The 21,383-nt window shown below is 63.5% G+C and carries 25 protein-coding genes; 15 read left to right on the top strand and 10 right to left on the bottom strand.

Annotated features, from left to right (window positions below; genetic code table 11):
• Positions 1 to 35 precede the first annotated feature (35 nt).
• From EDF71_RS07690 to EDF71_RS07675, 4 genes are all read left to right on the top strand, one after another.
• Positions 36 to 1,235, top strand: a complete 1,200-nt coding sequence (locus tag EDF71_RS07690; RefSeq protein ID WP_133856009.1) for an amino acid aminotransferase — start codon at positions 36 to 38, stop codon at positions 1,233 to 1,235.
• A 263-nt stretch (positions 1,236 to 1,498) separates the two neighbouring features.
• Positions 1,499 to 1,744, top strand: coding sequence for a GlsB/YeaQ/YmgE family stress response membrane protein (locus EDF71_RS07685; protein ID WP_133856008.1), 246 nt, complete (start codon positions 1,499 to 1,501; stop codon positions 1,742 to 1,744).
• 80 nt (positions 1,745 to 1,824) lie between these two features.
• Positions 1,825 to 2,376, top strand: a complete 552-nt coding sequence (locus EDF71_RS07680) for a hypothetical protein (RefSeq protein ID WP_133856007.1) — start codon at positions 1,825 to 1,827, stop codon at positions 2,374 to 2,376.
• Positions 2,377 to 2,493: 117 nt separating this feature from the next.
• Positions 2,494 to 3,096, top strand: a complete 603-nt coding sequence (locus tag EDF71_RS07675) for an isochorismatase family protein (protein WP_133856006.1) — start codon at positions 2,494 to 2,496, stop codon at positions 3,094 to 3,096.
• Between the two features lie 225 nt (positions 3,097 to 3,321).
• On the opposite strand, the gene EDF71_RS07670 is transcribed toward EDF71_RS07675, so the two are convergent.
• A complete protein-coding gene (locus EDF71_RS07670; protein WP_133856005.1) occupies positions 3,322 to 3,960 on the bottom strand; it encodes a C40 family peptidase in 639 nt (212 codons plus the stop codon).
• A gap of 385 nt (positions 3,961 to 4,345) precedes the next feature.
• Here EDF71_RS07670 and EDF71_RS07665 point away from each other — a divergent pair, with 385 nt between their 5' ends.
• Genes EDF71_RS07665 through EDF71_RS07650 form a run of 4 tightly spaced genes read left to right on the top strand, consistent with a single transcriptional unit; the run spans position 4,346 to position 6,336 of the window.
• A complete protein-coding gene (locus tag EDF71_RS07665) occupies positions 4,346 to 4,738 on the top strand; it encodes a GFA family protein (RefSeq protein WP_133856004.1) in 393 nt (130 codons plus the stop codon).
• Positions 4,739 to 4,788: 50 nt separating this feature from the next.
• The gene (locus tag EDF71_RS07660) at positions 4,789 to 5,178 is read left to right on the top strand and encodes a hypothetical protein (RefSeq protein WP_166656482.1); all 390 of its coding nucleotides are present in this window, start codon (positions 4,789 to 4,791) and stop codon (positions 5,176 to 5,178) included.
• Entirely contained in the window at positions 5,172 to 5,678 is a 507-nt protein-coding gene (locus EDF71_RS07655; RefSeq protein WP_133856002.1) for a DUF523 domain-containing protein, read from the top strand. The genes EDF71_RS07660 and EDF71_RS07655 overlap by 7 nt, the downstream gene beginning before the upstream one ends.
• Positions 5,668 to 6,336 (top strand): DUF1294 domain-containing protein, encoded by a 669-nt coding sequence (locus EDF71_RS07650; protein ID WP_133856001.1) that lies wholly within the window; start codon positions 5,668 to 5,670, stop codon positions 6,334 to 6,336. The genes EDF71_RS07655 and EDF71_RS07650 overlap by 11 nt, the downstream gene beginning before the upstream one ends.
• A gap of 19 nt (positions 6,337 to 6,355) precedes the next feature.
• Here EDF71_RS07650 and mnmH read toward each other — a convergent pair whose 3' ends face one another.
• The 6 genes from mnmH to EDF71_RS07620 all read right to left on the bottom strand — a co-directional run bounded on the left by mnmH (position 6,356) and on the right by EDF71_RS07620 (position 11,102).
• Complete coding sequence (mnmH, locus tag EDF71_RS07645) at positions 6,356 to 7,414, bottom strand: tRNA 2-selenouridine(34) synthase MnmH (RefSeq protein ID WP_133856000.1); 1,059 nt, start codon at positions 7,412 to 7,414, stop codon at positions 6,356 to 6,358.
• A 202-nt stretch (positions 7,415 to 7,616) separates the two neighbouring features.
• Entirely contained in the window at positions 7,617 to 8,147 is a 531-nt protein-coding gene (locus EDF71_RS07640) for a GNAT family N-acetyltransferase (RefSeq protein WP_133855999.1), read from the bottom strand.
• A complete protein-coding gene (locus tag EDF71_RS07635; RefSeq protein ID WP_133855998.1) occupies positions 8,140 to 8,754 on the bottom strand; it encodes a helix-turn-helix domain-containing protein in 615 nt (204 codons plus the stop codon). Before EDF71_RS07635 ends, EDF71_RS07640 begins: the two co-directional genes overlap by 8 nt.
• Before the next feature lie 87 nt (positions 8,755 to 8,841).
• Positions 8,842 to 9,588, bottom strand: a complete 747-nt coding sequence (locus tag EDF71_RS07630; protein ID WP_133855997.1) for an aldolase — start codon at positions 9,586 to 9,588, stop codon at positions 8,842 to 8,844.
• Between the two features lie 163 nt (positions 9,589 to 9,751).
• Positions 9,752 to 10,390, bottom strand: coding sequence for a 3-oxoacid CoA-transferase subunit B (locus EDF71_RS07625; protein ID WP_133855996.1), 639 nt, complete (start codon positions 10,388 to 10,390; stop codon positions 9,752 to 9,754).
• Between the two features lie 10 nt (positions 10,391 to 10,400).
• On the bottom strand, positions 10,401 to 11,102 hold the full coding sequence (locus EDF71_RS07620) for a CoA transferase subunit A (protein ID WP_133855995.1): 702 nt from the start codon (positions 11,100 to 11,102) through the stop codon (positions 10,401 to 10,403).
• A 91-nt stretch (positions 11,103 to 11,193) separates the two neighbouring features.
• On the opposite strand from EDF71_RS07620, the gene EDF71_RS07615 reads away from it, so the two are divergent.
• Positions 11,194 to 11,784: a PAS and helix-turn-helix domain-containing protein gene (locus EDF71_RS07615; RefSeq protein ID WP_133855994.1), complete on the top strand. Its 591-nt coding sequence runs from the start codon at positions 11,194 to 11,196 to the stop codon at positions 11,782 to 11,784.
• Positions 11,785 to 11,824: 40 nt separating this feature from the next.
• On the opposite strand, the gene EDF71_RS07610 is transcribed toward EDF71_RS07615, so the two are convergent.
• Positions 11,825 to 13,105 carry an NAD(P)/FAD-dependent oxidoreductase gene (locus EDF71_RS07610; protein ID WP_133855993.1) on the bottom strand — a complete coding sequence of 427 codons (1,281 nt, stop codon included), beginning with the start codon at positions 13,103 to 13,105 and terminating at the stop codon, positions 11,825 to 11,827.
• A 117-nt stretch (positions 13,106 to 13,222) separates the two neighbouring features.
• On the opposite strand from EDF71_RS07610, the gene EDF71_RS07605 reads away from it, so the two are divergent.
• The gene (locus EDF71_RS07605; RefSeq protein WP_133855992.1) at positions 13,223 to 13,912 is read left to right on the top strand and encodes a DUF4336 domain-containing protein; all 690 of its coding nucleotides are present in this window, start codon (positions 13,223 to 13,225) and stop codon (positions 13,910 to 13,912) included.
• Positions 13,913 to 13,921: 9 nt separating this feature from the next.
• On the opposite strand, the gene EDF71_RS07600 is transcribed toward EDF71_RS07605, so the two are convergent.
• On the bottom strand, positions 13,922 to 14,347 hold the full coding sequence (locus EDF71_RS07600; protein ID WP_133856181.1) for an Lrp/AsnC family transcriptional regulator: 426 nt from the start codon (positions 14,345 to 14,347) through the stop codon (positions 13,922 to 13,924).
• Positions 14,348 to 14,513: 166 nt separating this feature from the next.
• Here EDF71_RS07600 and EDF71_RS07595 point away from each other — a divergent pair, with 166 nt between their 5' ends.
• The 3 genes from EDF71_RS07595 to katG all read left to right on the top strand — a co-directional run bounded on the left by EDF71_RS07595 (position 14,514) and on the right by katG (position 19,105).
• Entirely contained in the window at positions 14,514 to 15,611 is a 1,098-nt protein-coding gene (locus EDF71_RS07595) for an ornithine cyclodeaminase (RefSeq protein ID WP_133855991.1), read from the top strand.
• A complete protein-coding gene (gene rocF, locus EDF71_RS07590) occupies positions 15,595 to 16,572 on the top strand; it encodes an arginase (RefSeq protein WP_133855990.1) in 978 nt (325 codons plus the stop codon). Before EDF71_RS07595 ends, rocF begins: the two co-directional genes overlap by 17 nt.
• Before the next feature lie 325 nt (positions 16,573 to 16,897).
• The gene (gene katG / locus EDF71_RS07585) at positions 16,898 to 19,105 is read left to right on the top strand and encodes a catalase/peroxidase HPI (protein WP_133855989.1); all 2,208 of its coding nucleotides are present in this window, start codon (positions 16,898 to 16,900) and stop codon (positions 19,103 to 19,105) included.
• 62 nt (positions 19,106 to 19,167) lie between these two features.
• Here katG and EDF71_RS07580 read toward each other — a convergent pair whose 3' ends face one another.
• Positions 19,168 to 20,124 (bottom strand): LysR substrate-binding domain-containing protein, encoded by a 957-nt coding sequence (locus EDF71_RS07580; RefSeq protein ID WP_133855988.1) that lies wholly within the window; start codon positions 20,122 to 20,124, stop codon positions 19,168 to 19,170.
• 108 nt (positions 20,125 to 20,232) lie between these two features.
• On the opposite strand from EDF71_RS07580, the gene EDF71_RS07575 reads away from it, so the two are divergent.
• Positions 20,233 to 20,766, top strand: coding sequence for a thiamine pyrophosphate-binding protein (locus EDF71_RS07575; RefSeq protein ID WP_133855987.1), 534 nt, complete (start codon positions 20,233 to 20,235; stop codon positions 20,764 to 20,766).
• Positions 20,751 to 21,362: a thiamine pyrophosphate-dependent enzyme gene (locus EDF71_RS07570; RefSeq protein ID WP_243854216.1), complete on the top strand. Its 612-nt coding sequence runs from the start codon at positions 20,751 to 20,753 to the stop codon at positions 21,360 to 21,362. Before EDF71_RS07575 ends, EDF71_RS07570 begins: the two co-directional genes overlap by 16 nt.
• The last annotated feature ends 21 nt before the right edge of the window (positions 21,363 to 21,383 follow it).

The following is a 21,383-nucleotide window of genomic DNA, read 5'->3' as shown; positions in this document are numbered from 1 at the left end:
TGCAAAGCCAGATTTCTACCTACCAAGGACTACACATGTCTCTTTTCTCTTCCGTCGAAATGGCCCCACGCGACCCGATCCTGGGTCTCAATGAGCAATACGCAGCCGATACCAACCCGCAAAAAGTAAACCTGGGCGTGGGCGTGTATTTCGACGACAACGGCAAGCTGCCGCTGCTGCAGTGCGTGCAAGCCGCCGAGAAAGCCATGATGGACAAGCCCACGCCCCGTGGCTACCTGCCTATCGACGGTATCGCAGCCTATGACAGCGCTGTCAAGGGCCTGGTGTTCGGCGCGGATTCCGAAGTCGTGGCATCCGGCCGCGTGGCTACCGTGCAAGCCGTGGGCGGCACCGGCGGCCTGAAGATTGGTGCCGACTTTCTGAAGCGCCTGAACCCCCAAGCCAAGGTGCTGATCTCCGACCCGAGCTGGGAAAACCACCGCGCGATCTTCCAGAACGCCGGTTTTGAAGTCGCCAGCTACCGCTACTACGACGCAGCCAACCGCGCCATCGATTTCGACGGCATGATCGCCGACCTGAACGCAGCTGCCGCAGGCACCGTCGTGGTGCTGCATGCCTGCTGCCACAACCCCACCGGCTACGACATCACCGCCTCCCAGTGGGACAAGGTCATTGAAGTGGTCAAGGCCAAGAACCTGGTCGCTTTCCTGGACATGGCCTACCAAGGCTTTGGCCACGGCATTGCCGAAGACGGCGCCGTGATCGGCAAGTTCATCGCCGCTGGCCTGAACATTTTTGTGTCGACCTCGTTCTCCAAGAGCTTCTCGCTCTACGGTGAGCGCGTGGGCGCGCTGTCCGTGGTCGCCACCGACAAGGAAGAAGCCAGCCGCGTGCTGAGCCAGCTCAAGGTTGTCATCCGCACCAACTACTCCAACCCACCGACCCACGGTGGTGCCGTGGTGGCCGCCGTGCTGAACAACCCCGAGCTGCGCGCCCTGTGGGAAAAGGAACTGGGCGAAATGCGCGTGCGCATCAAGGAAATGCGCCAGAAGCTGGTGGACGGCCTCAAGGCCGCCGGCGTGAAGCAGGACATGAGCTTCATCACCACCCAGATCGGCATGTTCTCGTACTCGGGCCTGAGCAAGGACCAGATGGTGCGCCTGCGCTCCGAATTCGGCGTGTACGGCACGGACACCGGCCGCATGTGCGTGGCTGCGCTGAACAGCAAGAACATCGAGCACGTCTGCGCATCGATCGCCAAGGTCGTCGCTTAATTCTCTGACCGCCTCCGGACTGGGCCCTTCGCGGCCCGGCCCGGCTAGGTCCGGCCAAAAGCAGCCCGCGCCGGCAACGGCACCGGCTGCTTTTTTCATGCGCATGACAGCGCCAGTTCACCGTTGTTTATGACGTAAAGCCGAGGTATTAGAAGCCTTCTCCTACAAACAGCCTTAAAGTGCCTTGGTACGCTTCAGGGCGTATTGGCCAGGGCCGCCTCAACCCGAGGCACTGGTGTTCACAGCTCAACGGAGAAAGACGAATGTCCATCATTGGAACCATTTTTGTAGGCCTGATCGTGGGCCTCATTGCGCGGGCCATCAAGCCCGGAGACGACAAGATGGGCTGGATCATGACCATCCTGCTGGGCATTGCCGGCTCGCTGCTGGCCAGCTATGCCGGCGTGGCCATGGGCTGGTACCAGGAAGGCCAGGCAGCAGGCTGGATCGCCTCCATCGTCGGCGCCATCATCTTGCTCGTGCTCTACGGCCTGATCCGCAAGCGCTAAGCACACAACAGCCTGCGCCAGCCGGGGCATCCCGCTGACGCAGGCTTTTTTTTCCAGCTGTTTACCTCACGACCCCAGCCATGAAACTTGGACGCAAGCCCCGCCCCCTCTCCGCACTGCAACTGGCCGCCCAGACCGGCAACCCTGCGCTGCGGGAGGCGGTTGAGCAGTCCCAAAAGCTGCTGCACCGCAAAGCCCTGATGGCCGCCCTGGCCAGCGCCACGCCGGTGCCTGGGCTCGACATGGCGGTGGACGCCGCCTTGCTGTCGCGGCTGATTCCGCAAATCAGCAATTACTTTGGCTTGAGCGATGAGCAGATCGCGCGCCTGACCCCGGCCAAGCGCGCCAAGGTGCAGAACACCGTCAACATGCTCGGCGGCGTGCTGGTGGGCAAGCTGATCACCAAGGATGTGATCATGCGCGGCGCCAAAGCGCTGGGCATGCGCCTGACCGTGCAGCAGGCCAGCAAATATGTGCCGATTGCCGGCCAGGCCGTATCCGCCGCTTTGGGTTACGCCACCTTGCGCTACCTGGGCGAGCAGCACTTGCGCGACTGCGTGCGGGTGGCACATGAAGCGGGCATTGTGCTGCCGGTGGTCTATGCGCCGGCACTGGACCAGGACCCGCGCTGAACCTGGCGCCTGCCTGCGGCCAGCCAGTGAGCCGCTATTGGATAGATTTCGCATTTTCCGCCCCCTTCCGCACCAGACCGCAGCAGCGGCCGGGCGCCGCCACAGGTAAAATGCCGCATGCTTATAGATTTTGAAGAATCCCAGCTGGTGCTGGTCGACTACCAGGAAAAACTGATGCCCGCCATTTTTGATGGCGCGCAGGTGTTGAAAAACGCCACCCTGCTGGCCCAGGTAGCCCAGCAACTGCAGGTGCCCGTGTTTGGCACCGAGCAAAACCCCAGCAAGCTCGGCCCCAATGCGGCAGAGCTGCGCGGCCTGTGCAACAAGACCTTGGCCAAGATGTTCTTCAGCGCCGTACCAGAAGGCCTGAACGAGTGGCTGCGCTCTCCTGCCAAGCCGCAGGGCGGCAATGCCCGCAGCCTGCCCAAGCACCTGCAAAAGCCGCAGCAAGCAGCCCCGGAGCGCAACAGCATCATCATTGCCGGCTGCGAAGCCCATGTCTGCCTGCTGCAGACCGCGCTGGAGTTGCTGGAGGACGAGTTCGATGTCTGCGTAGTCACCGACGCCTGCAGCAGCCGCACCGAGCGCAACCGCGATGCCGCCTTTGACCGCCTGGCCGGTGCCGGCGCTGAGTTGGTCACCACCGAAATGGTCATCTTCGAATGGCTGCGCAGCTGCGAGCACGAAGACTTCCGCGATATCCTGCAAATGATCAAGTAAAGCCTTGCTGGAGCCTCTCCAGCATGTTGCCCACCCAGGCTGCCCCAGAGGCAGCCTTTTTTACGCCTGTACCTCACGCCGCTTCTATATAGAAGGGGCGCAGGACTGAGGCCCCTACTACTCCCTTAGCGCAGGTCAGCCAAGCAGCACCGCGCAGGCAACAAAAAAGCTCCCCGAAGGAAGCTTGTTTCGCTTGTGCAGCACCCGCTGCAGAGGGCAAGGCGCTCAGTTCACACGCATATTGGTCTTGGACATCACGCGGCCAATCAGGTCCTGCGCTTCTGCACCATCGAGGTTGACCTGCTGCATCAGCTTGGTGCGGGCCTCTTCGCTGAGCTCCACACGGCGGGCGCCGTCAAAGCGTTTTTCCCAGTAGGCGATGTCCATGCTCTCGACCCGAACAGTCTTGCCAGTACGAGGCGAATGGATGAACTTGCCGTCACCCATGTAGATCCCCACATGGCTGAAAGCCCGGCGCATGGTGTTGAAAAACACCAGATCACCGGGCTTGAGCTCCGCTTTTTCAATCTTGTCGGTCGCGGCAGCCTGCTCTTCTGCGCGGCGTGGCAGGATCTTGCCCCAGCTCTCCGCATACACAGCGCGTACCAGACCACTGCAGTCAAAACCCGTCTCTGCGCTGTTACCGCCACGACGGTAGGGCACGCCAATGAGGCTCAGCGCATTGCTGATCAGCACATTGGCCTGGTCCTTGACCTGGTGATGCACCGAATCGAGCTTGGAAAGACTGCTTTGGCCAATGCCCAACAGCAAATCCAGATCGGATGGCTTGTGTTCGCTCTCGGGGGCGGCATGTGCGCTGACAGACGCGGCGACGATGAGGGTGCAAATCCATTTCGGTGACATAGCGGGCGACTTTAGCACGGTTTATTTTGAAGACAATTCATAAATATGTAACAAAATCCAAACCAGTTATTCCCCCAATTACCTGGGTTTTCCCGTGGAATTTTGCGGAATTATGCACGAATCCAGACGCAACTACTCCATAACCGATTGTTTTTATTGATTTTCAGCAATTCATCAAGCTTTCACATAGAACCCTGGTTGTTTCTATATGCAACCATAGTTACTGCACCAGAAACTGTAAAGATATTCGTACATAGCTTGCCGAACTGATCCGCTTTCGCTTGTTGACAGTTATGCAAGAGTCATGCCACCGAGGCGCACACGGGGCAGCTGTGATGCAGTACAAAGACAGCTCCCCCCACCCACTTCCTTCCAGGTCCTGCCCATGCTCATCCACGGCGCATGCCATTGCCAGGCGGTTCGCTTTACCGCCTTGATCGACCCAAGCCAGGTTAGCGTTTGCCATTGCAGCGACTGCCAGGTGCTGTCGGGCGCCCCGATGCGCGCCATCGTCAAAGCCGCGATCGCCGATTTTTCGCTGCAAGGCGCGGTACAGACCTATACCAAGACCGCGCAAAGCGGCCAGCGCCGCGACCAGGTCTTCTGCCCCGTCTGCGGCACGCCGCTGTATGGCTGTGCCGCCCAGAACCCGGAGTTCGTGGTGATCCGTCTGGGCTGCGTGGAGGAACGCGCACAGCTGCCGCCGCAGCGGCAGATCTGGACCGCATCAGCGATGCCTTGGCTGGCTGACTGCGTGGCGCAATCCGGGGAGGCATGAGTCCTGCAGATCTGCTGCGGGCGCTCGCCTCGGTCTGCGACAATCGCGGGATGCCTCGCCAGTTTGAATTTGCCGACTCCGAAATCAGCCGTATCCACCACACCGCGGAAGGCTGCAGCATCGAATTTTCAGCCGCGCTGGTCACTGAGCGCCAGGGAAGCGACACCCAGCAAAGCTACAACAATGGCCTGCGCCTGCTGCTGAACCCCTGCCCGCCCGCCATCGCTGACCAGGCGCAAGCCTTTGGCTTGCTGGCCAGCGGCTGGCTGCAGCTGGGCCCACAAAGGCTCAGCATCTTGGCTGTGCCCAGCGATTTCCAGGCAGAGGCGCTCAGCCTGCATCTGCAATTCGCCCATGGACTGCAACTGCAGCTCAGCGGCAGCAGCCTGCGCTGCGAGGCCAGCGAACAGGCTCTGCAGGTGGAGGTGCTGGCATGCTGAAGCCCGCGCTCCCCAAGGTGCTGGTCAGCGGCTGCCTGCTCGGCCAGCCGGTGCGCTATGACGGCAGCCACAAATGGGCGCAGCACGCGGTGCTGGACTGCTGGCTGGCACAGCAGCAAGTAGTGAGCCTCTGCCCCGAGATGGCTGCAGGCCTGCCCACCCCCCGTTTGCCTGCCGAAATTGTCGGCGGCACCAGCATCGCGGTGCTGCGCCATGCCGCCCAGGTGCGTGACAGTGCGGGCAACGATGTGACCGCCGCCTTTGTGCATGGCGCGCAACTGGCACTGCAACTGGTGCAGCGCCATGGCATCCGGGTGGCGGTGCTCAAGGAGTTCAGCCCAACCTGCGGCTCCAGCCACGTCTATGACGGGCAGTTTGCCGGCCACACGGTGCCAGGCGAAGGCCTGGCCTGCAGCCTGCTGCGCCAGGCGGGCGTTGCCGTGTTCAGCGAAAACCAATGGGAAGAAGCCGCTGCGCAGCTGGAAGCCTATGCTGCTTGAAGGCACCCTGCAATCCTGGAACGATGAGCGCGGCTTTGGCTTTATCGCCCCCGATGGCGGCGGCCCGCCCGTTTTTGTGCACATTTCCGCGTTCCAAAACACTGCTGCCCGGCCCCAAGCCCGCCAGCGCCTGAGCTATGTGCTGGACAAGCCTGCTGGCGACAAACCCCGGGCCAGCCGCGCCCGCGTGCTGGGCGTAGCGGTATCGCAGTCGCCACATGCCAGTCGCCCAAGGACCGCAGCCACGCGCCCTCAGCGCCAGGCTGCCCGTACTGCCCGATCAGCCCCATCCGGCGGCGCGGCCCTGTTGTTCATCCCCGCGTTGGCGGTGCTGCTGCTGGTCCTCGGCCTGAGCTTTGGCTCCACCTGGCGCGCTGCAGGCTGGTATGTACTGGCCTCGCTGGTCACCTTTGCCTGGTATGCCTGGGACAAGGCTGCCGCGCAGCAAGGGCATTGGCGCACTCCCGAGAAGCACTTGTGGCTGCTGGGTTTGCTGGGCGGTTGGCCAGGGGCCTTGCTGGCCCAGCGCTGGCTGCGCCACAAATCCAGCAAGCAGGAATTTCTGCAGGTGTTCTGGCTGACGGTGGTGCTCAACCTGGTGGGGCTGTGCCTGCTGTTCTCGCCACTGGGGCAGCGATTCGGGCTGCCGACGTTCTAAGAACCTGTTCAAAAGGCCATCAGGCTTCAATAGCCTGCTGCCTGATCTGCGCCGCCAACTCGCCAATGCGCAGGTCTGACAGGTCATCGGTCTGCAGGCTCTGGCGTGCCGCCCAATGGGCAAAATTGCGCGCCTGGCTGCGCTCGTAATGCGGGTCGTAGTGCAAGGCCATCAGCTCGGCAAACAGTGACGCAAGCTGGCCCTGCACTGCCCAGTCTTGCCAGCGGCCTACGACCTCCTTGCCTTGCAGCTCCTTCAGATAGCCCAGCTTGGTGGCCAGCAAATCGGCATCGGCGCCCAGGTAGGCATAGTCGCGCAGCAAATAGGCCAGGCGGGCCTCTGCCGAGGCCTTGACCTCGATGACCGGGGCCTGGCGCATATGCTCGACCAGCGCCATCGGCACCGAGATGCGCCCGATCTTGGCGCTTTCGCCTTCGATGAAGACCGGGCGCTCCAGATCGAAATGGCCGATCTGCGTGGCCAGCAAGGTCTCGAAGTGCTTCTGGCTGGGCTGCTCCACACCAGGCAGGTGGCCCAACAGCGAACCCTTGTGGCTGGCATAGCCTTCCAGGTCAATCACCTGTGCGCCCTGCGCTGCCAGCGCATGCAGCACCCGGGTTTTGGCACTGCCGGTGGCGCCGCAGAGCACCTGCAGGCGCAGGCGCGGCACCAGCGATTCCAAACGCTCGATCACATGGCCGCGAAAGCCCTTGTAGCCGCCGGCCAGCTGCTGCGCATCCCAGCCCACCAGGCGCAGCCAGGTCACCATCGAGCCACTGCGCAGGCCGCCGCGCCAGCAGTAGACCAGCGGCTTCCAGTTGGCAGGCCGGTCGTGGAAGGTGTCGTGCAGGTGGCGCGCCAGATTGGCGCTGACATAGGCTGCGCCCAGGCGCTTGGCCTCAAAGGGGCTGACCTGCTTGTAGATGGTGCCGATCTGGGCACGTTCTTCGTTGCTCAGCACGGGGCAGTTGATGGCCCCGGGGATATGGTCGAGCGCAAACTCAGCGGGCGAGCGGGCGTCGACGATGGTGTCGAACTTGGTAATGTCGCTGATGCGAACAGGCTGGCGATGGGACATAAGGCACACGCTGGCACCAGGGTGCCAGTTCAAGGATCAGGGCAAGCGCCGGAGACAACCCAGAGGAGGTTGTGCGGCCACTGCGCAGCCTGATCGAGCCTCGATACAGCCATCGCAAGCCGATGCGGTCCCTAGACCCGCACCTCGCCTGCGCTGCGCGAAAGCGCGAATTATCCCATGCGGTGCGCCAGGATGCCGGGGCTCAGCCATCCACCGGCTTGGCCGGCGTTGGCAGCAGCAATTGGTACAAGGCCAGGTCCAGCCAGCGCCCAAATTTAAAGCCCACCTGGGGCATCAAGCCGACGGACTTGAAACCCAGGCGTTCATGCAAGGCAATCGAGCCGGCGTTGGCCGCATCGATGGCGCCCACCAAGGCATGCACATCCTGCTTGCGCGCCTCTTCGATGATGGCCTCCAACAACTGCAGGCCCAGGCCCTGGCCGCGCTGGTCGGCGCGCATATAGACCGAATGCTCCATCGTGTACTTGTAGGCCGGGTAGGCGCGGAAGGCGCCATAGCTGGCAAAGCCCAGCAGCTCGCCGGCCGCGTCCTCGATGCCGATGACCGGGTAGCCGCCCTTGAGCTTGGCATCAAACCAGGTCCGCATATTGTCGGCATTGCGGGGCTGGTAGTCATACAGCGCCGTGCTGTTGACGATGGCGTCGTTCAGAATCGCCAAAATGGCCGGCGCATGCCGGTCGTGGGTGCAGCGCACCCAATGTCTCTCAGTCATCCATCTCTCCAGGAAAAACCACAGGCAACGCCGGCAGGCTGCCGCCCAGCGCGGCCAGGGCCAGCAGGTAGCGGGCAGGCGCGCGGCCGGGGTTGCTGAATACAAGGGTTTGGTCGAGCACCATGGCCAGGCAGTCTCCTGCCTGCAAATGCCAGCTTTGCGTGCCCAAGGTCAGTTGCAGCTCACCTTGCAGCAGCCACAGCTGCTGGTGCAAGGGCTGGCTGCGCAGACCATTGTCAAAAGCCACGCGCTGGCCGGGCGGAAACACCACCTCCACCATCTCGAACGGCGCCGGAAAGCCCAGCGGGCTCAGCTGGCGGCGCTCGTAGCCGGTCGCAGGGTCGCGCCAGCGCGGCTGGGCATCTGCCCGCGCCAAGGGCTGCGGCGCTTGTGCCTGGCGGTCATCGGCAAACAATGCGGCCAGCGGCACCTGCAGCGCCTGGGCCAGCTTGCCCAGCACGGCAGCGGTGGCGCTGGTCTGCCCGCGCTCAATCAAAGAAATCATCGATCGGCTGACACCGCTGCGATGGGCCAACACCTCCAAGGTGTAGCCACGCTGCTTGCGCAAAGCGTGCACCTTGGCAGAGAGCAATTCGTCAACCGTCATGCATCCATTTTAGCGGAAATTATTTCCTTTATATTGGATTTATGGACTGCAAGCGCCCGGCACGACTTGGCGAATACTGCGGTTGTTTTAAGGAATCTGGCGGCGCAGCGCCTCGAAAAACAGGGTCGACTGCAGGCGCTCGCCATTGGCCTGTTCGGCCACGCGCGCGGCCAGTGCCGGATCGCAAGGCGCCAGCGGCACACCGGTCGACTGCGCCAGCACCTGGGACTGGCAGGCGCGCTCCAGGTAGTAGAGGTCATCAAAGGCATAGTCCATGCGCTCACCGCAGACGATGATGCCGTGGTTGCCCAAAAAGCTGATGTCCGCGCCCTGCATGGCCTGTGCAATGCGCGCGCCTTCGCTGTCGTCCAGCGCAAAGCCGTTGTATTGCGCGTCGATGGCCAGGCGGCCGTGGAAGCGCATGGCGTTCTGGCTCAAGGTGGTGTCCAGTGCGCGCTGCGTGGTCAGGGTCAAGGCGGTGGCATAGGGCATATGGGTGTGCAGCACGCAGGTCTTGCGCGCAATGCGGTGTACGGCGGCATGGATGAACATGGCCGTCGGCTCAACCACATGGCCGCCGGCCACCACCGTGCCTTGGGCATCCACCATCACCACATCGTCCGCCTGAATCTCGCTCCACATCAGGCCGCGCGGGTTCAGCAAAAAATGCTGGCCATCGGGCAGCGCCATGCTGAAATGGTTGCAAACGCCCTCCCCCAGGCCAAAGTGCGCAGCGGCCCGCAAGGCCAGCGCCATGTCCTCGCGCATGCGCAGCACATCGGGACGTACAAACAAGGGGTGGGAGAGGTCGGCAGGCGCGAAGGGAGCGTTCATGGGGCTATCGGTCTGAGAAGGAATCTGCGCAGTATGTCGCCTGCGCGGTGGGCCGGCAATGGGGAAAGCGACAGCAGGCAGCGGCCCATGAAAAAAGCCCGCCATCGATCGATGGGCGGGCTCGTTGCCACAGCGCCAGCGCGCAAGGGCTGGGCAGCTGCGCTTACTGGATCAGGCTGACGCCGGTCTTGGATTGCACCTCGTCAAAGCTCACCTCAGGGGCGAGCTCGACCACCTTCAGGCCTTCGGGCACCACATCGAACACACCCAGGTCGGTGATGATGCGGTCCACCACGCCCACGCCGGTCAATGGCAGGCTGCAGTCTTTCAGGATCTTCAGGTCGGTGGTGCCGTCCTTCTTCTTGGCCACGTGTTCCATCAGCACGATCACGCGCTTGACGCCGGCCACCAGGTCCATCGCGCCGCCCATGCCCTTGACCATCTTGCCTGGAATCATCCAGTTGGCCAGGTCACCCTTTTCAGACACCTGCATGGCGCCCAGGATGGACAGGTTGATCTTGCCGCCACGGATCATCGCAAAGGACTGGTCCGAACTGAAGATGGACGAGCCGGCGATCGTGGTCACCGTCTGCTTGCCGGCATTGATCAGGTCGGCGTCGATGGCCTCTTCGGTCGGGAAGGGGCCGATGCCCAGCATGCCGTTTTCCGATTGCAGCCACACCTCCTTGTCACCGGTGTGGTTCGCCACCAAGGTAGGAATGCCGATACCGAGGTTCACATAGAAGCCGTCTTCCAGCTCTTGCGCCGCACGTGCGGCCATTTGGTCTTGGGTCCAAGGCATGACTGGCTCCTTACTGCTTCTCGGTGATGGTGCGCTTTTCAATGCGCTTCTCGGGGGTCGCGTTGAGCACCAGGCGGTGCACATAGATGCCCGGCAGATGGATCTCGTCGGGCTTGAGTGCGCCGACTTCGACAATCTCCTCGACCTCGACGATGCAGACCTTGCCGCAGGTCGCCGCTGCCGGGTTGAAGTTGCGTGCCGTCAGGCGGAACTGCAGGTTGCCGCTCTTGTCTGCGCGCCAGGCCTTGACCAGCGACACGTCCGCCACGATGGAGCGCTCCATCACATAGGTCTCGCCATCGAACTCGCGCAGCTCCTTGCCCTCGGCCACTTGCGTGCCCACGCCAGTCTTGGTGAAGAAAGCGGGGATGCCGGCGCCGCCAGCGCGCATCTTCTCGGCCAGGGTGCCCTGGGGGGTGAACTCCAGTTCCAGCTCGCCTGCCAGGTACTGGCGCTCGAACTCCTTGTTCTCGCCGACATAGGACGCGATCATCTTCTTGATCTGGCGCGTTTCCAGCAGCTTGCCCAGGCCAAAACCATCAACGCCGGCATTGTTCGATGCCACCGTGAGGTCCTTCACACCGCTGTCGCGCAGCGCTTCGATCAAGGCCTCGGGAATCCCGCAAAGGCCAAAGCCGCCCACGGCCATTAACTGCTTGTCTGCCACCACGCCTTTGAGCGCGTCCGCAGCACTGGGGTAGATCTTATTCACACTTGTCTCCTGATAAGAAGGGCTTGTTTCGCGAATCAAGCATACTACGTATTAGGATACGTAGTATTTCGTAAAGGGGACAATTTTTGCCATGGCAGTGACACCACTCGACTACCGACAAGCCTTCGAAATGGCGCCTGTGGGCCTGGTGGTGTCCCACCGGCGGGTCATGATCGACTGCAATGAGCAGGTCTGCGACATGTTCCGCACTTCGCGCGAGCTGATGATGGGCCAGTCCTTCCAGATCCTCTACCCTAGCGCGGATGAGTTCGAGCGCCTGGGCCGGCGCATCGCCCCCATCATGGGCGCGCACGGCCTGTACTCGGACAACCGCATCATGAAGCGCGCCAATGGCGAGATGTTTTGGTGCCATGTGATGGGCCGCGCCTTCAACCGCGAGGATCCGCATGAAGGCGGCGTCTGGAGCTTTGAAGACCTGAGCGCGCTGCGCCCGGTGCGTGCCGAGCTCACCGCCCGCGAGCGCGAGGTGGCCGCCCATCTGCTCGAAGGCATGACCAGCAAGGAGATTGGCCGGGGCCTGGGCATCAGCCACCGCACGGTCGAGATCTACCGCACCCGGCTGATGCGCAAATACGGCGCCGATTCATCGGCCGAGCTAGTGCAAAAGCTGCTGGCCGGCGGCAGCTCGCTCGATATCGTCCTCGGGCCGGACGATACCTGAACGCCACCGCAACTGCCTGGCCCTGCCAGGCAGTGCTGCATCAATGCAGCTTCATGCGGCCCGATACGCGTTGCTGCAGCAAACGGGCCAGCGCCAGCACCGCCGTCTTGCCGGTGCCCAGAATGGCGCGGTGGTGCATCAGGTGCAGGGACATATACATCCACTTGGCAATGAGGCCCTGCACAAAGAAGTTCTTGCCCGACAGCCCACCCATCAGATTGCCCACGCCCTTGTTGTCGCCCAGCGAGACCAGCGAACCAAAGTCCTGGTAGACAAAGACCTCGTTGAAGGAGCGCTCCTTGAGCGCCGCAAACAGCAGCTTGCACAAATAGCTGCCCTGCTGGTGCGCCGCCTGCGCGCGGGCCGGCACGGTCTTGCCTTCGGTCCAGGTGGCAGCGGCGCAATCGCCCATCGCATAGATGCGGCTGGCACTGGTGCGCAAATGGTCGTCCACGACAAACTGGTTGATGCGGTTGACTTCCAGCCCCAAGCGGGCATTGCTGTCCGCCGCCTTGATGCCGGCGGCCCAGACGATCAGATCGGCCGGCACCTCGCCGTTGGAAGTAATCACCTGGCCCTGCGCCAAAGATTGCACGCGCGTGCCGGTCATCACCCGCACGCCCTTGCGCTCCAGCGCCACCCGGGCTTGTTCGGAGATGCGCGCTGGCAGCCCGCCCAGAATGCGCTCGCCGCCTTCGATCAGGCTGATATCCAGCCGGAAGCGCTGGCTGTCCGACAGGCTCTCCAGCAGCATCTGGTGCGCCTCGATCAGCTCGGCCGATAGCTCCACGCCGGTGGCACCGGCACCGACAATGACGACGCCCAACGAACGCGGCTCGGCATAGGAAGCATGCGCGCAGGCGCTCAGCCAGTCGGCATGGAAGCGCTGCGCATCGCGCACGCTCTCCAGCAAATAGGCATGTTCGATACCCGGGGTGCCAAAAGAATTGGAGCCACTACCCATGGCCAGCACCAGGTGCTGGTAGCTAATGACGCGCTCGGGCACCACCTGCTTGCCGGCATCGTTGATCACCGGCGCCAGCACAATGCTTTGCTTGGCGGCATCCAGCCCCATGCATTCGCCCATTGCGAAACTGAAATGGTTGCGGCGCGCCAGCACGGTGTAAGACAGACCTTCCTGGTGTGCATCCAGCGTGCCAGCGGCCACTTCGTGCAAGGTGGGCTTCCAGATATGGAAAGGCATTTTGTCCACCAGCAAGACCCGCTCGCGCCCTTCGCGCGCGCCCAGTTTGCGCCCCAGTTGTGCGGCCAGTTCCAGTCCACCTGCACCGCCGCCCACAATCACCACGTCATAGTGCATGTACGATTCCTCAAAAGATGGCTGCCATTGTTGACCATTGGCAGATTTTCTGCACCTGCGCACCTGGATTCACAATGAAAATCCAAGGCATTCCTTGCCACCACTACCAGGCCCCGCATGCTTGAACCTATCGCCAACGACCTCTGGAGCGCCACCCAACAGATCAGCGTGCACGGCTTGCCGGTGCGCACGCGCATGACCGTCGTGCGCCTGCCCGGCGGCGCGCTGTGGCTGCACTCCCCCGTTGCACCTGCGGCTGCGCTGCGTGCCGCGCTGGATGCGCTGGGCGAGGTGCGCTGGATCGTCGCGCCCAACCGCATGCACCATTTGTTTGCCAGTGCATGGCAGGCGCATTACCCGCAGGCAGAACTGTGGGGCGCGCCAGGCCTGGCCGCCAAGCGCCCTGACCTGCCCCAGCTGCACAGCCTGGACCAGGCACTGCCGGCAGCCTGGCAGCACAGCCTGCAGATGCAGCCCTTTGCCGGCTTGCCAATATTGAACGAGTGCGTCTGGCTGCACCTGCCCAGCGCCAGCCTGGTCGTGACCGATGTGCTGCAGTACTACCCGCAGGATTTGTCGCTGTCGGCGCGCCTGTTCAACAGCCTCAATGGCACGCGCGGCCGCCTGGCCATGCCGCGTGCGCTGCGCTTTGCGATCCGCGACCGGGCCGCTGCCAGCGCAGCCGCTACCCGCATCTGCGCCTGGCCGGTGCAGCGCCTGGTGCTGGCCCATGATGCAGTCATTACCGAGCAGGCCCAGCAGCAGTTGCAGCAGGCGCTGGCGTTTTTGCTGGACAACAAGGCCTGAACGCGGCGCTCAGGAGACCCGAAAACTCTCCAGGTGGATGCTGGTTTCGCTGTTGCTGATGCCCTTGATCAGCCGAATCCGCTCCAGCACCTGCGACAGCGCCTCCAGGCTGGCCACCTGCAGCTCGGCCAGCAGATCCCAGCGGCCATTGGTGCTGTGCAAAGCCGCTACGCCGGGCTCGCCCAGCAAGGAGGCCATCACGCGCCGCGTGTCATTGCCGGTGATCTCGATGCTCATCCAGGCGCGCAGCACATCGGGCTGCACATCGGGCCGCAGGCGCACGCTGTAGCCGACGATCAGGCCGTCACGCTCCAGGCGGTCCATGCGGTTGGTGACGGTGCCGCGCGACACGCCCAGCTTGCCCGCCAAAGTGGCCACGCTCTCGCGCGCATTCTGGCGCAGCAGGCTGATCAAGGCTTGGTCAATATTATCGATATGCACAATGAGGCCTGACTAATTGCTCTGAATACTGTCATTTTCTACCATTTTTTGCACTTTGCTTTATGGGCGCCTGGGTGGACACTGGTTGCAGCCGCTGCAGCTGCGCCTTTGATTGGCGCGCGCAGCGGGCAGCCATAACGAAAAACCAGGAGCCATCACCATGACAAACCACCCCGGCCACGTTGACTTTCTCAGCACCGATGCCGCTGCCACGCTGGTGCAGCGTGTGGGCCTGACCGAGCTGCTGCGCGGCCTGGTCAGCGCGCTGGAACAGGACTTTTCCCGTTGGCAAGACTTTGACAAGACCGCGCGCCTGGCCCAGCACACGCCCGATGGCGTGATGGAGCTGATGCCCGTGGCCGATGCCAGCCACTTCGCGTTCAAGTACGTCAACGGCCACCCCAAGAACCCGCAGCTGGGCATTCCGTCGATCATGGCCTTTGGCGCCCTGATGCGGGCCGACACCGGCGCACCCATCCTGCTGAGCGAACTGACCTTGACCACCGCGCTGCGCACCGCCGCCACCTCAGTGATGGCCGCCAAGCTGCTGGCCCGGCGCAGCAGCCGCACGATGGCGCTGATTGGCAATGGCTCGCAAAGCGAGTTCCAAGCCTTGGCCTTTGTAGGCCTGCTGGGCATCCAATCGCTGCGTCTCTACGACATCGATCCCGCCGCCACCGACAAACTCATCCACAACCTGCAGGCCCAGATACCCGGCCTGCAAGTGCAGCGCTGCCGTAGTGCTGCCGAGGCCGTGCAAGGCGCCGATATCGTCACCACCGTCACAGCAGACAAGACCAATGCCACCATCCTGCGCCGCGACATGGTCGCGCCCGGCATGCACCTGAATGCGGTCGGCGGCGACTGCCCCGGCAAGACCGAGCTGGATGCGGCGATCCTGCCCGACGCCAAGGTCTTCGTTGAATTTGCGCCGCAAAGCCGCATCGAAGGCGAGATCCAGCACATGCCCGAGGACTTTGCCGTGACCGAGCTCTGGCAGGTGCTGCGCGGCGAGCAAGCCGGCCGCCAGCGCGATGACGAAATAACGGTGTTCGACTCCGTCGGCTTTGCCCTGGAGGACTACACCGCCTTGCGCTATATGCATGCGCTGGCCCGGCAGCACCAGCTGTTGCAACCGCTGGCCCTGCTGCCACAATTGAGCAATCCCAAAAACCTGTTCGAGCTGCTGCTGCTGCCGCCCGCTATCCCCAACGAACCAGCCCCCACTGAAGCCGACCGCCATGCCATCCCAGCCTGATTTGAACTCCGCCCCCCTGCACACTCCCATCAGCCTGATCGGCGTACCCACCGACATCGGTGCCGGGCGCCTGGGCGCCGCGATGGGGCCGGATGCCTTGCGCGTGGCCCAGTTGGGCCCTGCGCTGAGCGAACTGGGATGCGAAGTGCGTGACCTGGGCAACCTGGCCGGGCCCGCGAACCAGCGCAAACCACGTGATGCAGAGCATGGCGATCTGCGCAACTTTGGCGAAGCCGTTGCCTGGAACCAGGCCGTGCACGATGCCGTGCATGGGCAGTTGGCGGCAGGCCGCATGCCCTTGATGCTCGGCGGTGACCACAGTCTGGCGGTAGGCTCGATCAGCGCCGTGGCGCGCCATTGCCGCGACACCGGCAAGCGCCTCTTTGTGCTCTGGCTCGATGCCCATGCCGACTTCAACACGCCCGACACCTCTCCCTCGGGCAATATCCACGGCATTCCGGTGGCCTGCCTCTCCGGCCTGGGCCCACGCGAACTCACCCACCTGGCCGGCTTTGCGCCCGCGCTGGGGCCGCAGTCGCTCTGCCAGATCGGGCTGCGCAGTGTGGATGCGCAAGAAAAGCATTTGATCAAGACCCACAACATCGATGTGTTCGATATGCGCGCCATCGATGAACTGGGCATGCGCGAAACCATGCTGCGCGCACTGGCACCATTGGCCGGCTGCGACCCGAGCCAGACCCATCTGCACCTGAGCTTTGATGTGGACTTTCTCGACCCCGAGATTGCCCCCGGCACCGGCACCACCGTGCGCGGCGGCCCCAACTACCGCGAGGCGCAGCTGTGCATGGAGATGATTGCCGACACCGGCCTGCTCGGCTCCATCGACATCGTCGAGCTCAACCCGGCGCTTGACCTGCGCAACCAGACCGCCGAGCTGGTGGTGGACCTGGTGCAGAGCCTGTTTGGCAAAAGCACCCTGGTCAAAGACCTGCGCCGCTGATTGCTGCATGGGGCTCGGGCGCCCCTGCACGCTGCTCTTAAGAGAGCCATTCTTGTAGTCATTGTCTGACAGTGCCAGCTCCCGCAGCGGTGCTGTAATGGCCCGTGGCTGTCCTTGGCTTGCGCGCCATCCATCCCTCCGTCTGCACTGTTTGTGATTTTTCTCAATCAGCGCGTTGCGGATATTCAATCAGCGCAAGCCACTGCGGCAGCCCCAAGGCATCCATAATCAAAAAACATGGAAACCGGTGATTTCATCGGCGTTTCCTTTTTCGGATACCCCCGTGGTATCTGGCGACCTGTCAGCCTGAACCGGAGAACCCCACATGACCACAGAATCCAAGTGCCCCTTTCATGCCGCAGCCACACGCAACAGCGAGACTGCCGCCCAAGGCAACGGTACGACCAGCCAGAGCTGGTGGCCCAACCAGCTGCGCGTGGACCTGCTCAGCCAGCACCATCCTGACAACAACCCACTGGGCGCAGACTTCAACTACGCGGACGAATTCAAGAAGCTCGATTACGAAGCCGTCAAGCGCGACCTGCGCACGCTGATGACCGACTCGCAAGACTGGTGGCCGGCCGACTTTGGCCACTATGGCCCGCAGTTCATCCGCATGGCCTGGCATGCCGCTGGCACCTACCGCGTGCAGGATGGCCGTGGCGGCGCAGGCCGCGCGCAGCAGCGCTTTGCGCCCCTCAACAGCTGGCCCGACAACGTCAATATCGACAAGTCGCGCCGCCTGCTCTGGCCCATCAAGCAAAAGTACGGTAACCAACTCTCCTGGGGCGATCTGATGATCCTCTGCGGCAACGTCGCGCTGGAAACCATGGGTTTCCGCACCTTTGGTTTTGCCGGTGGCCGTGTCGACACCTGGATGCCTGACCAGGATGTGTACTGGGGGGCAGAGAAGGAATGGCTGGCAACCAGCGACAAGGCCAACAGCCGCTACAGCGGCGACCGCGACCTGGAGAACCCGCTGGCCGCTGTGCAGATGGGCCTGATCTATGTGAACCCCGAAGGCCCGGACGGCAATGGTGACCCGATCTCGGCCGCACGCGACATCCGCGAAACCTTTGCCCGCATGGCCATGGACGACGAAGAGACTGTGGCGCTGATCGCCGGCGGCCACACCTTTGGCAAGACCCATGGCGCCGGCGCAGCCAGCCATGTGGGTGCCGAGCCCGAGGCCGATGGCATCGAAGCCCAGGGCCTGGGCTGGACCAGCAGCTTTGGCTCCGGCTCCGGGCGCGACGCGATCACCTCCGGCCTGGAAGTGACCTGGACCCAGACGCCCGCGCAGTGGAGCAATTTCTTCTTCGAGAACCTGTTCAAGTACGAATGGGTGCAAGAGAAAAGCCCTGCCGGCGCCACCCAGTGGGTGGCCAAGGATGCGCCCGATGTCATTCCCGATGCGCATGGTGGCCCCAACAAAAAGCCCACCATGCTGACCACCGACTTGTCGCTGCGCCAGGACCCGGCCTACGAAAAGATCTCGCGCCGCTTTCTGGAAAATCCGCAGGCCTTTGCCGAAGCCTTTGCCCGCGCCTGGTTCAAGCTGACCCACCGTGACATGGGCCCCCGCAGCCGCTACATGGGCCCGGAAGTGCCGAAGGAAGAACTGGTCTGGCAAGACCCTATTCCCGCAGTCACGCACCCACTGGTCGATGCCGATGACGTGGCCAGCCTCAAGGCCCAGGTGCTGGCATCGGGCCTGACGGTGCAGGAGCTGGTGGGCACGGCCTGGGCTTCGGCCTCGACCTACCGGGGTTCGGACATGCGCGGCGGCGCCAACGGTGCCCGCATCCGCCTGGCGCCGCAAAAGGACTGGGAAGTGAACCAGCCCGCGCAACTGGCCAAGGTGCTGGGCGTGCTCGAAGGCATTCAGCGCGCCTTCAACAAGGCCGCCGATGGCGACAAGCGCATCTCGCTGGCCGACCTGATCGTGCTGGCGGGCAATGCCGGGGTCGAAAAGGCCGCAACCGATGCCGGCGTGCCGACCACGGTGCCCTTCCACCCTGGCCGGGCCGATGCCACGGCCGAGCAGACCGATGCCGCATCCTTCCAATACCTGGAGCCCAAGGCAGATGGATTCCGCAACCACCTGCAAGGCCGCTTTGCCGCGCCGGCCGAGGCCCTGCTCATCGACAAGGCCCAGCTGATGACCTTGACCGCGCCTGAGCTGACCGTGCTGGTCGGCGGCCTGCGCGCCATCAACATCAACACCGCCGGCAACCAGCAAGGCGTGCTGACCGCCAAGCCAGGCAGCCTGAGCAATGACTTCTTTGTGCACCTGCTGGACATGGGCACGCAATGGAAGGCGCAGGAAGACGGCAGCTTTGTCGGCCTGGACCGCAAGACCGGTGCCCAGCGCTGGACGGCCAGCCGCGTCGACCTGGTCTTTGGCTCCAACGCCATCCTGCGCGCTGTGGCCGAGGTCTATGCCCAGGCCGGCGCCAAGGAGAAGATGGTCAAGGACTTTGTCGCCGCCTGGACCAAGGTGATGGAGCTGGACCGCTTTGACCTGAAGTAAGTCCCTTCCTCTTCCCGCCAAGGCGCCCGCCCGTCCCTGCTCCAGGGACAGGCGGGCATTTTTTATGCCTGTGGCGCACTGGCCGATGCCGCAGCCAGCCATTGGCCGCTGGGCCAGCCGCCCGATGCCACGGCTGCCTCCAGAATCTGGCGCAGCACCGCCAAGGTGGCACGCACCGGCTTGGTCATGCTGCGGTTGGCGGCATAGGCCAGCGCAATCACCCGCTTGAGCTCGGGCTCCGTCAACGGCGCGCCCTCCAGCCTGCCGGCGGCCAGATCGCTCACCACCGCGATGGGCGGCAAGATGGTGTAGCCCAGGCCATCGATCACCACGCTGCGCTGCACCGGCAGCGCATCGGTTTCCACGCAGATATTGAGCTGCAGGTTCTCCAGCGCGCAGGCATGCTCCACCAGCAGGCGGATGCCATGCGGGTTGCTGGGCAGCACCAGCGCGCGGCGCGCCATATCGGCCATGGGCACGGCCTTGGCGCCAGCCATGCCGCAGCCTTTGGGCCCCAGGCCCCACAGCTCTTCTTCAATCAGCGGCTCCAGCACCAGGTCGGGATGCTTCTCGGCCGCATACAGCAAGGCCACATCGACCTGGCCGCTGGCCAGCCAGGGCCGCAGCGTGCCCGCATAGGCCACGGTCAAGCGCAGCTTGATGCCCGGGTAGCGGCTGGCCATGGCCGCCACCAGCGCGCTGGATACGACATCGCAGGTGCTGGGCAACAAACCGATGGTGACCAGGCCAGTCACCTCGGCTTGGGTGCCGGCCAGCTGCAGCCGTGCTTTCTCCAGCTCGCCAAAGGCGCGGCGCGCATAGCTGGCCAGCTCCTGGCCCTGCTCAGTCAGCACCATGCCATGGCGCTCGCGCTCAAACAGCGCGCAGCCCAGGTCTTCCTCCAGCAGCTTCAACTGGCGCGACACGGCCGGCTGCACCACATGCAGCAGCTCCGATGCGCGGGTCACGCTGCCGGTGTCGGCCACGGTCAGGAAGGCCTTGAGTTGCTTGAAATCCATGCTGCAGCCTCGATCAGATTGCGTGATAGCTGTATCAAAAATGGTGATTATTCAAATCACATCATCACATTTTATGATGCCTTCACTGGTTCACAAAACGGAAAGCAGATGAACGCAAACCCCAACCCACCCCCCTGGCAAAAAGACATTTTTCAGGCCATCAAGGATGCCGGCGTGCAGCAAGTGGCCTATGTGCCCGATGCCGGCCACTCCTATGTCATCAAGAGCGCGATCGCCGATCCCGAGATCAGCGATGTGGCGCTGACCACCGAAGAAGAAGGCGTGGCCGTGGCGGCCGGCGCCTGGCTGGGCGGCCAGCGCGCGGTGCTGCTGATGCAAAGCAGCGGTGTCGGCAACTGCATCAACATGTTCTCGCTGTTGAGCGCCGCTGACATCCCCTTTGTCACCATCGTCACGATGCGCGGCGAGTACGCCGAGTTCAACCCCTGGCAAGCACCGATGGGTCGGGCCACCCAGGCCGCGATGGAGCTGATGGGCATCCATGTGATGCGCGTGCGCCGCCCCGAAGATGCGCAAGAGGTCGTCAGCGCGGCGCTGGACGGCGCCTTCATGGCCGGCGCCCGCATCGCCGTGCTGATTGGCCAGGACGTGATCGGCCGCAAGAAATGGGAGAGAAAGTAATGCAGACCCGCGAGAACTCCGCCGCCATGGACCGCCGCCTGTTTGTGGCGCGCCTGCTGGCCAAGACCCCCGATGCGCTGGTCGTCACCGGCCTGGGCTCCGCCTCCTACGATGTGTTTGCCGCTGGCGACCGCGACCACAACTACTACCTCTGGGGCGCGATGGGCGGCGCCTCGTCGGTGGCCCTGGGCATTGCGCTGGCCCAGCCCACGCGCCCGGTGGTCGTCATCACCGGGGATGGCGAGCAGATGATGGGTATTGGCAGCCTGGCCACGATTGCCGCCAAGTCGCCTGCCAACCTCAGCATCGTGGTGCTGGACAACGGCCACTACGGCGAGACCGGCATGCAAAAAAGCCATAGCAGCCTGGGCACCGACCTGGTGGCCGTGGCGCGCGGCTTTGGCATTGCCCAGGTGCAGCAGCTGCAGACCGTGGACCAGGCCGATGCACTGGCCGAGCACATCAATGCCCGCAAGGCCACCACCTTTGTGCAGGCCCTCGTGCATGCCGATGAACCACCGCGCGCGCTGCCGCCGCGCGATGGCCCCTTCATCAAGAACCGCTTCCGCAGCGCGCTGGGCCTGCAGCCGTTCTAGCCTTTGGCGGGGATGCCGGCC

This window comes from Comamonas sp. JUb58 (assembly GCF_004364775.1).
In the GTDB taxonomy this organism is placed as follows: Bacteria; Pseudomonadota; Gammaproteobacteria; order Burkholderiales; family Burkholderiaceae_C; genus Comamonas.
Note: the sequence above shows the minus strand (reverse complement) of the source record. Positions and strands in the feature narration are given on the sequence as shown.

Bases quoted from the DNA above. Each gene is read 5' to 3' on its own strand.
- EDF71_RS07650 (WP_133856001.1), top strand. From the start codon at position 5,668: ATGCTGCTTGAAGGCACCCTGCAATCCTGGAACGATGAGCGCGGCTTT.
- EDF71_RS07635 (WP_133855998.1), bottom strand. From the start codon at position 8,754: ATGACGGTTGACGAATTGCTCTCTGCCAAGGTGCACGCTTTGCGCAAG.
- EDF71_RS07595 (WP_133855991.1), top strand. From the start codon at position 14,514: ATGACAAACCACCCCGGCCACGTTGACTTTCTCAGCACCGATGCCGCT.
- EDF71_RS07655 (WP_133856002.1), top strand. From the start codon at position 5,172: ATGCTGAAGCCCGCGCTCCCCAAGGTGCTGGTCAGCGGCTGCCTGCTC.
- EDF71_RS07605 (WP_133855992.1), top strand. From the start codon at position 13,223: ATGCTTGAACCTATCGCCAACGACCTCTGGAGCGCCACCCAACAGATC.
- EDF71_RS07675 (WP_133856006.1), top strand. From the start codon at position 2,494: ATGCTTATAGATTTTGAAGAATCCCAGCTGGTGCTGGTCGACTACCAG.
- EDF71_RS07665 (WP_133856004.1), top strand. From the start codon at position 4,346: ATGCTCATCCACGGCGCATGCCATTGCCAGGCGGTTCGCTTTACCGCC.
- EDF71_RS07690 (WP_133856009.1), top strand. From the start codon at position 36: ATGTCTCTTTTCTCTTCCGTCGAAATGGCCCCACGCGACCCGATCCTG.
- mnmH (WP_133856000.1), bottom strand. From the start codon at position 7,414: ATGTCCCATCGCCAGCCTGTTCGCATCAGCGACATTACCAAGTTCGAC.
- EDF71_RS07685 (WP_133856008.1), top strand. From the start codon at position 1,499: ATGTCCATCATTGGAACCATTTTTGTAGGCCTGATCGTGGGCCTCATT.
- EDF71_RS07660 (WP_166656482.1), top strand. From the start codon at position 4,789: ATGCCTCGCCAGTTTGAATTTGCCGACTCCGAAATCAGCCGTATCCAC.
- katG (WP_133855989.1), top strand. From the start codon at position 16,898: ATGACCACAGAATCCAAGTGCCCCTTTCATGCCGCAGCCACACGCAAC.
- rocF (WP_133855990.1), top strand. From the start codon at position 15,595: ATGCCATCCCAGCCTGATTTGAACTCCGCCCCCCTGCACACTCCCATC.
- EDF71_RS07680 (WP_133856007.1), top strand. From the start codon at position 1,825: ATGAAACTTGGACGCAAGCCCCGCCCCCTCTCCGCACTGCAACTGGCC.
- EDF71_RS07625 (WP_133855996.1), bottom strand. From the start codon at position 10,390: ATGCCTTGGACCCAAGACCAAATGGCCGCACGTGCGGCGCAAGAGCTG.
- EDF71_RS07630 (WP_133855997.1), bottom strand. From the start codon at position 9,588: ATGAACGCTCCCTTCGCGCCTGCCGACCTCTCCCACCCCTTGTTTGTA.
- EDF71_RS07615 (WP_133855994.1), top strand. From the start codon at position 11,194: ATGGCAGTGACACCACTCGACTACCGACAAGCCTTCGAAATGGCGCCT.
- EDF71_RS07670 (WP_133856005.1), bottom strand. From the start codon at position 3,960: ATGTCACCGAAATGGATTTGCACCCTCATCGTCGCCGCGTCTGTCAGC.
- EDF71_RS07610 (WP_133855993.1), bottom strand. From the start codon at position 13,105: ATGCACTATGACGTGGTGATTGTGGGCGGCGGTGCAGGTGGACTGGAA.
- EDF71_RS07575 (WP_133855987.1), top strand. From the start codon at position 20,233: ATGAACGCAAACCCCAACCCACCCCCCTGGCAAAAAGACATTTTTCAG.
- EDF71_RS07640 (WP_133855999.1), bottom strand. From the start codon at position 8,147: ATGACTGAGAGACATTGGGTGCGCTGCACCCACGACCGGCATGCGCCG.
- EDF71_RS07570 (WP_243854216.1), top strand. From the start codon at position 20,751: ATGGGAGAGAAAGTAATGCAGACCCGCGAGAACTCCGCCGCCATGGAC.
- EDF71_RS07580 (WP_133855988.1), bottom strand. From the start codon at position 20,124: ATGGATTTCAAGCAACTCAAGGCCTTCCTGACCGTGGCCGACACCGGC.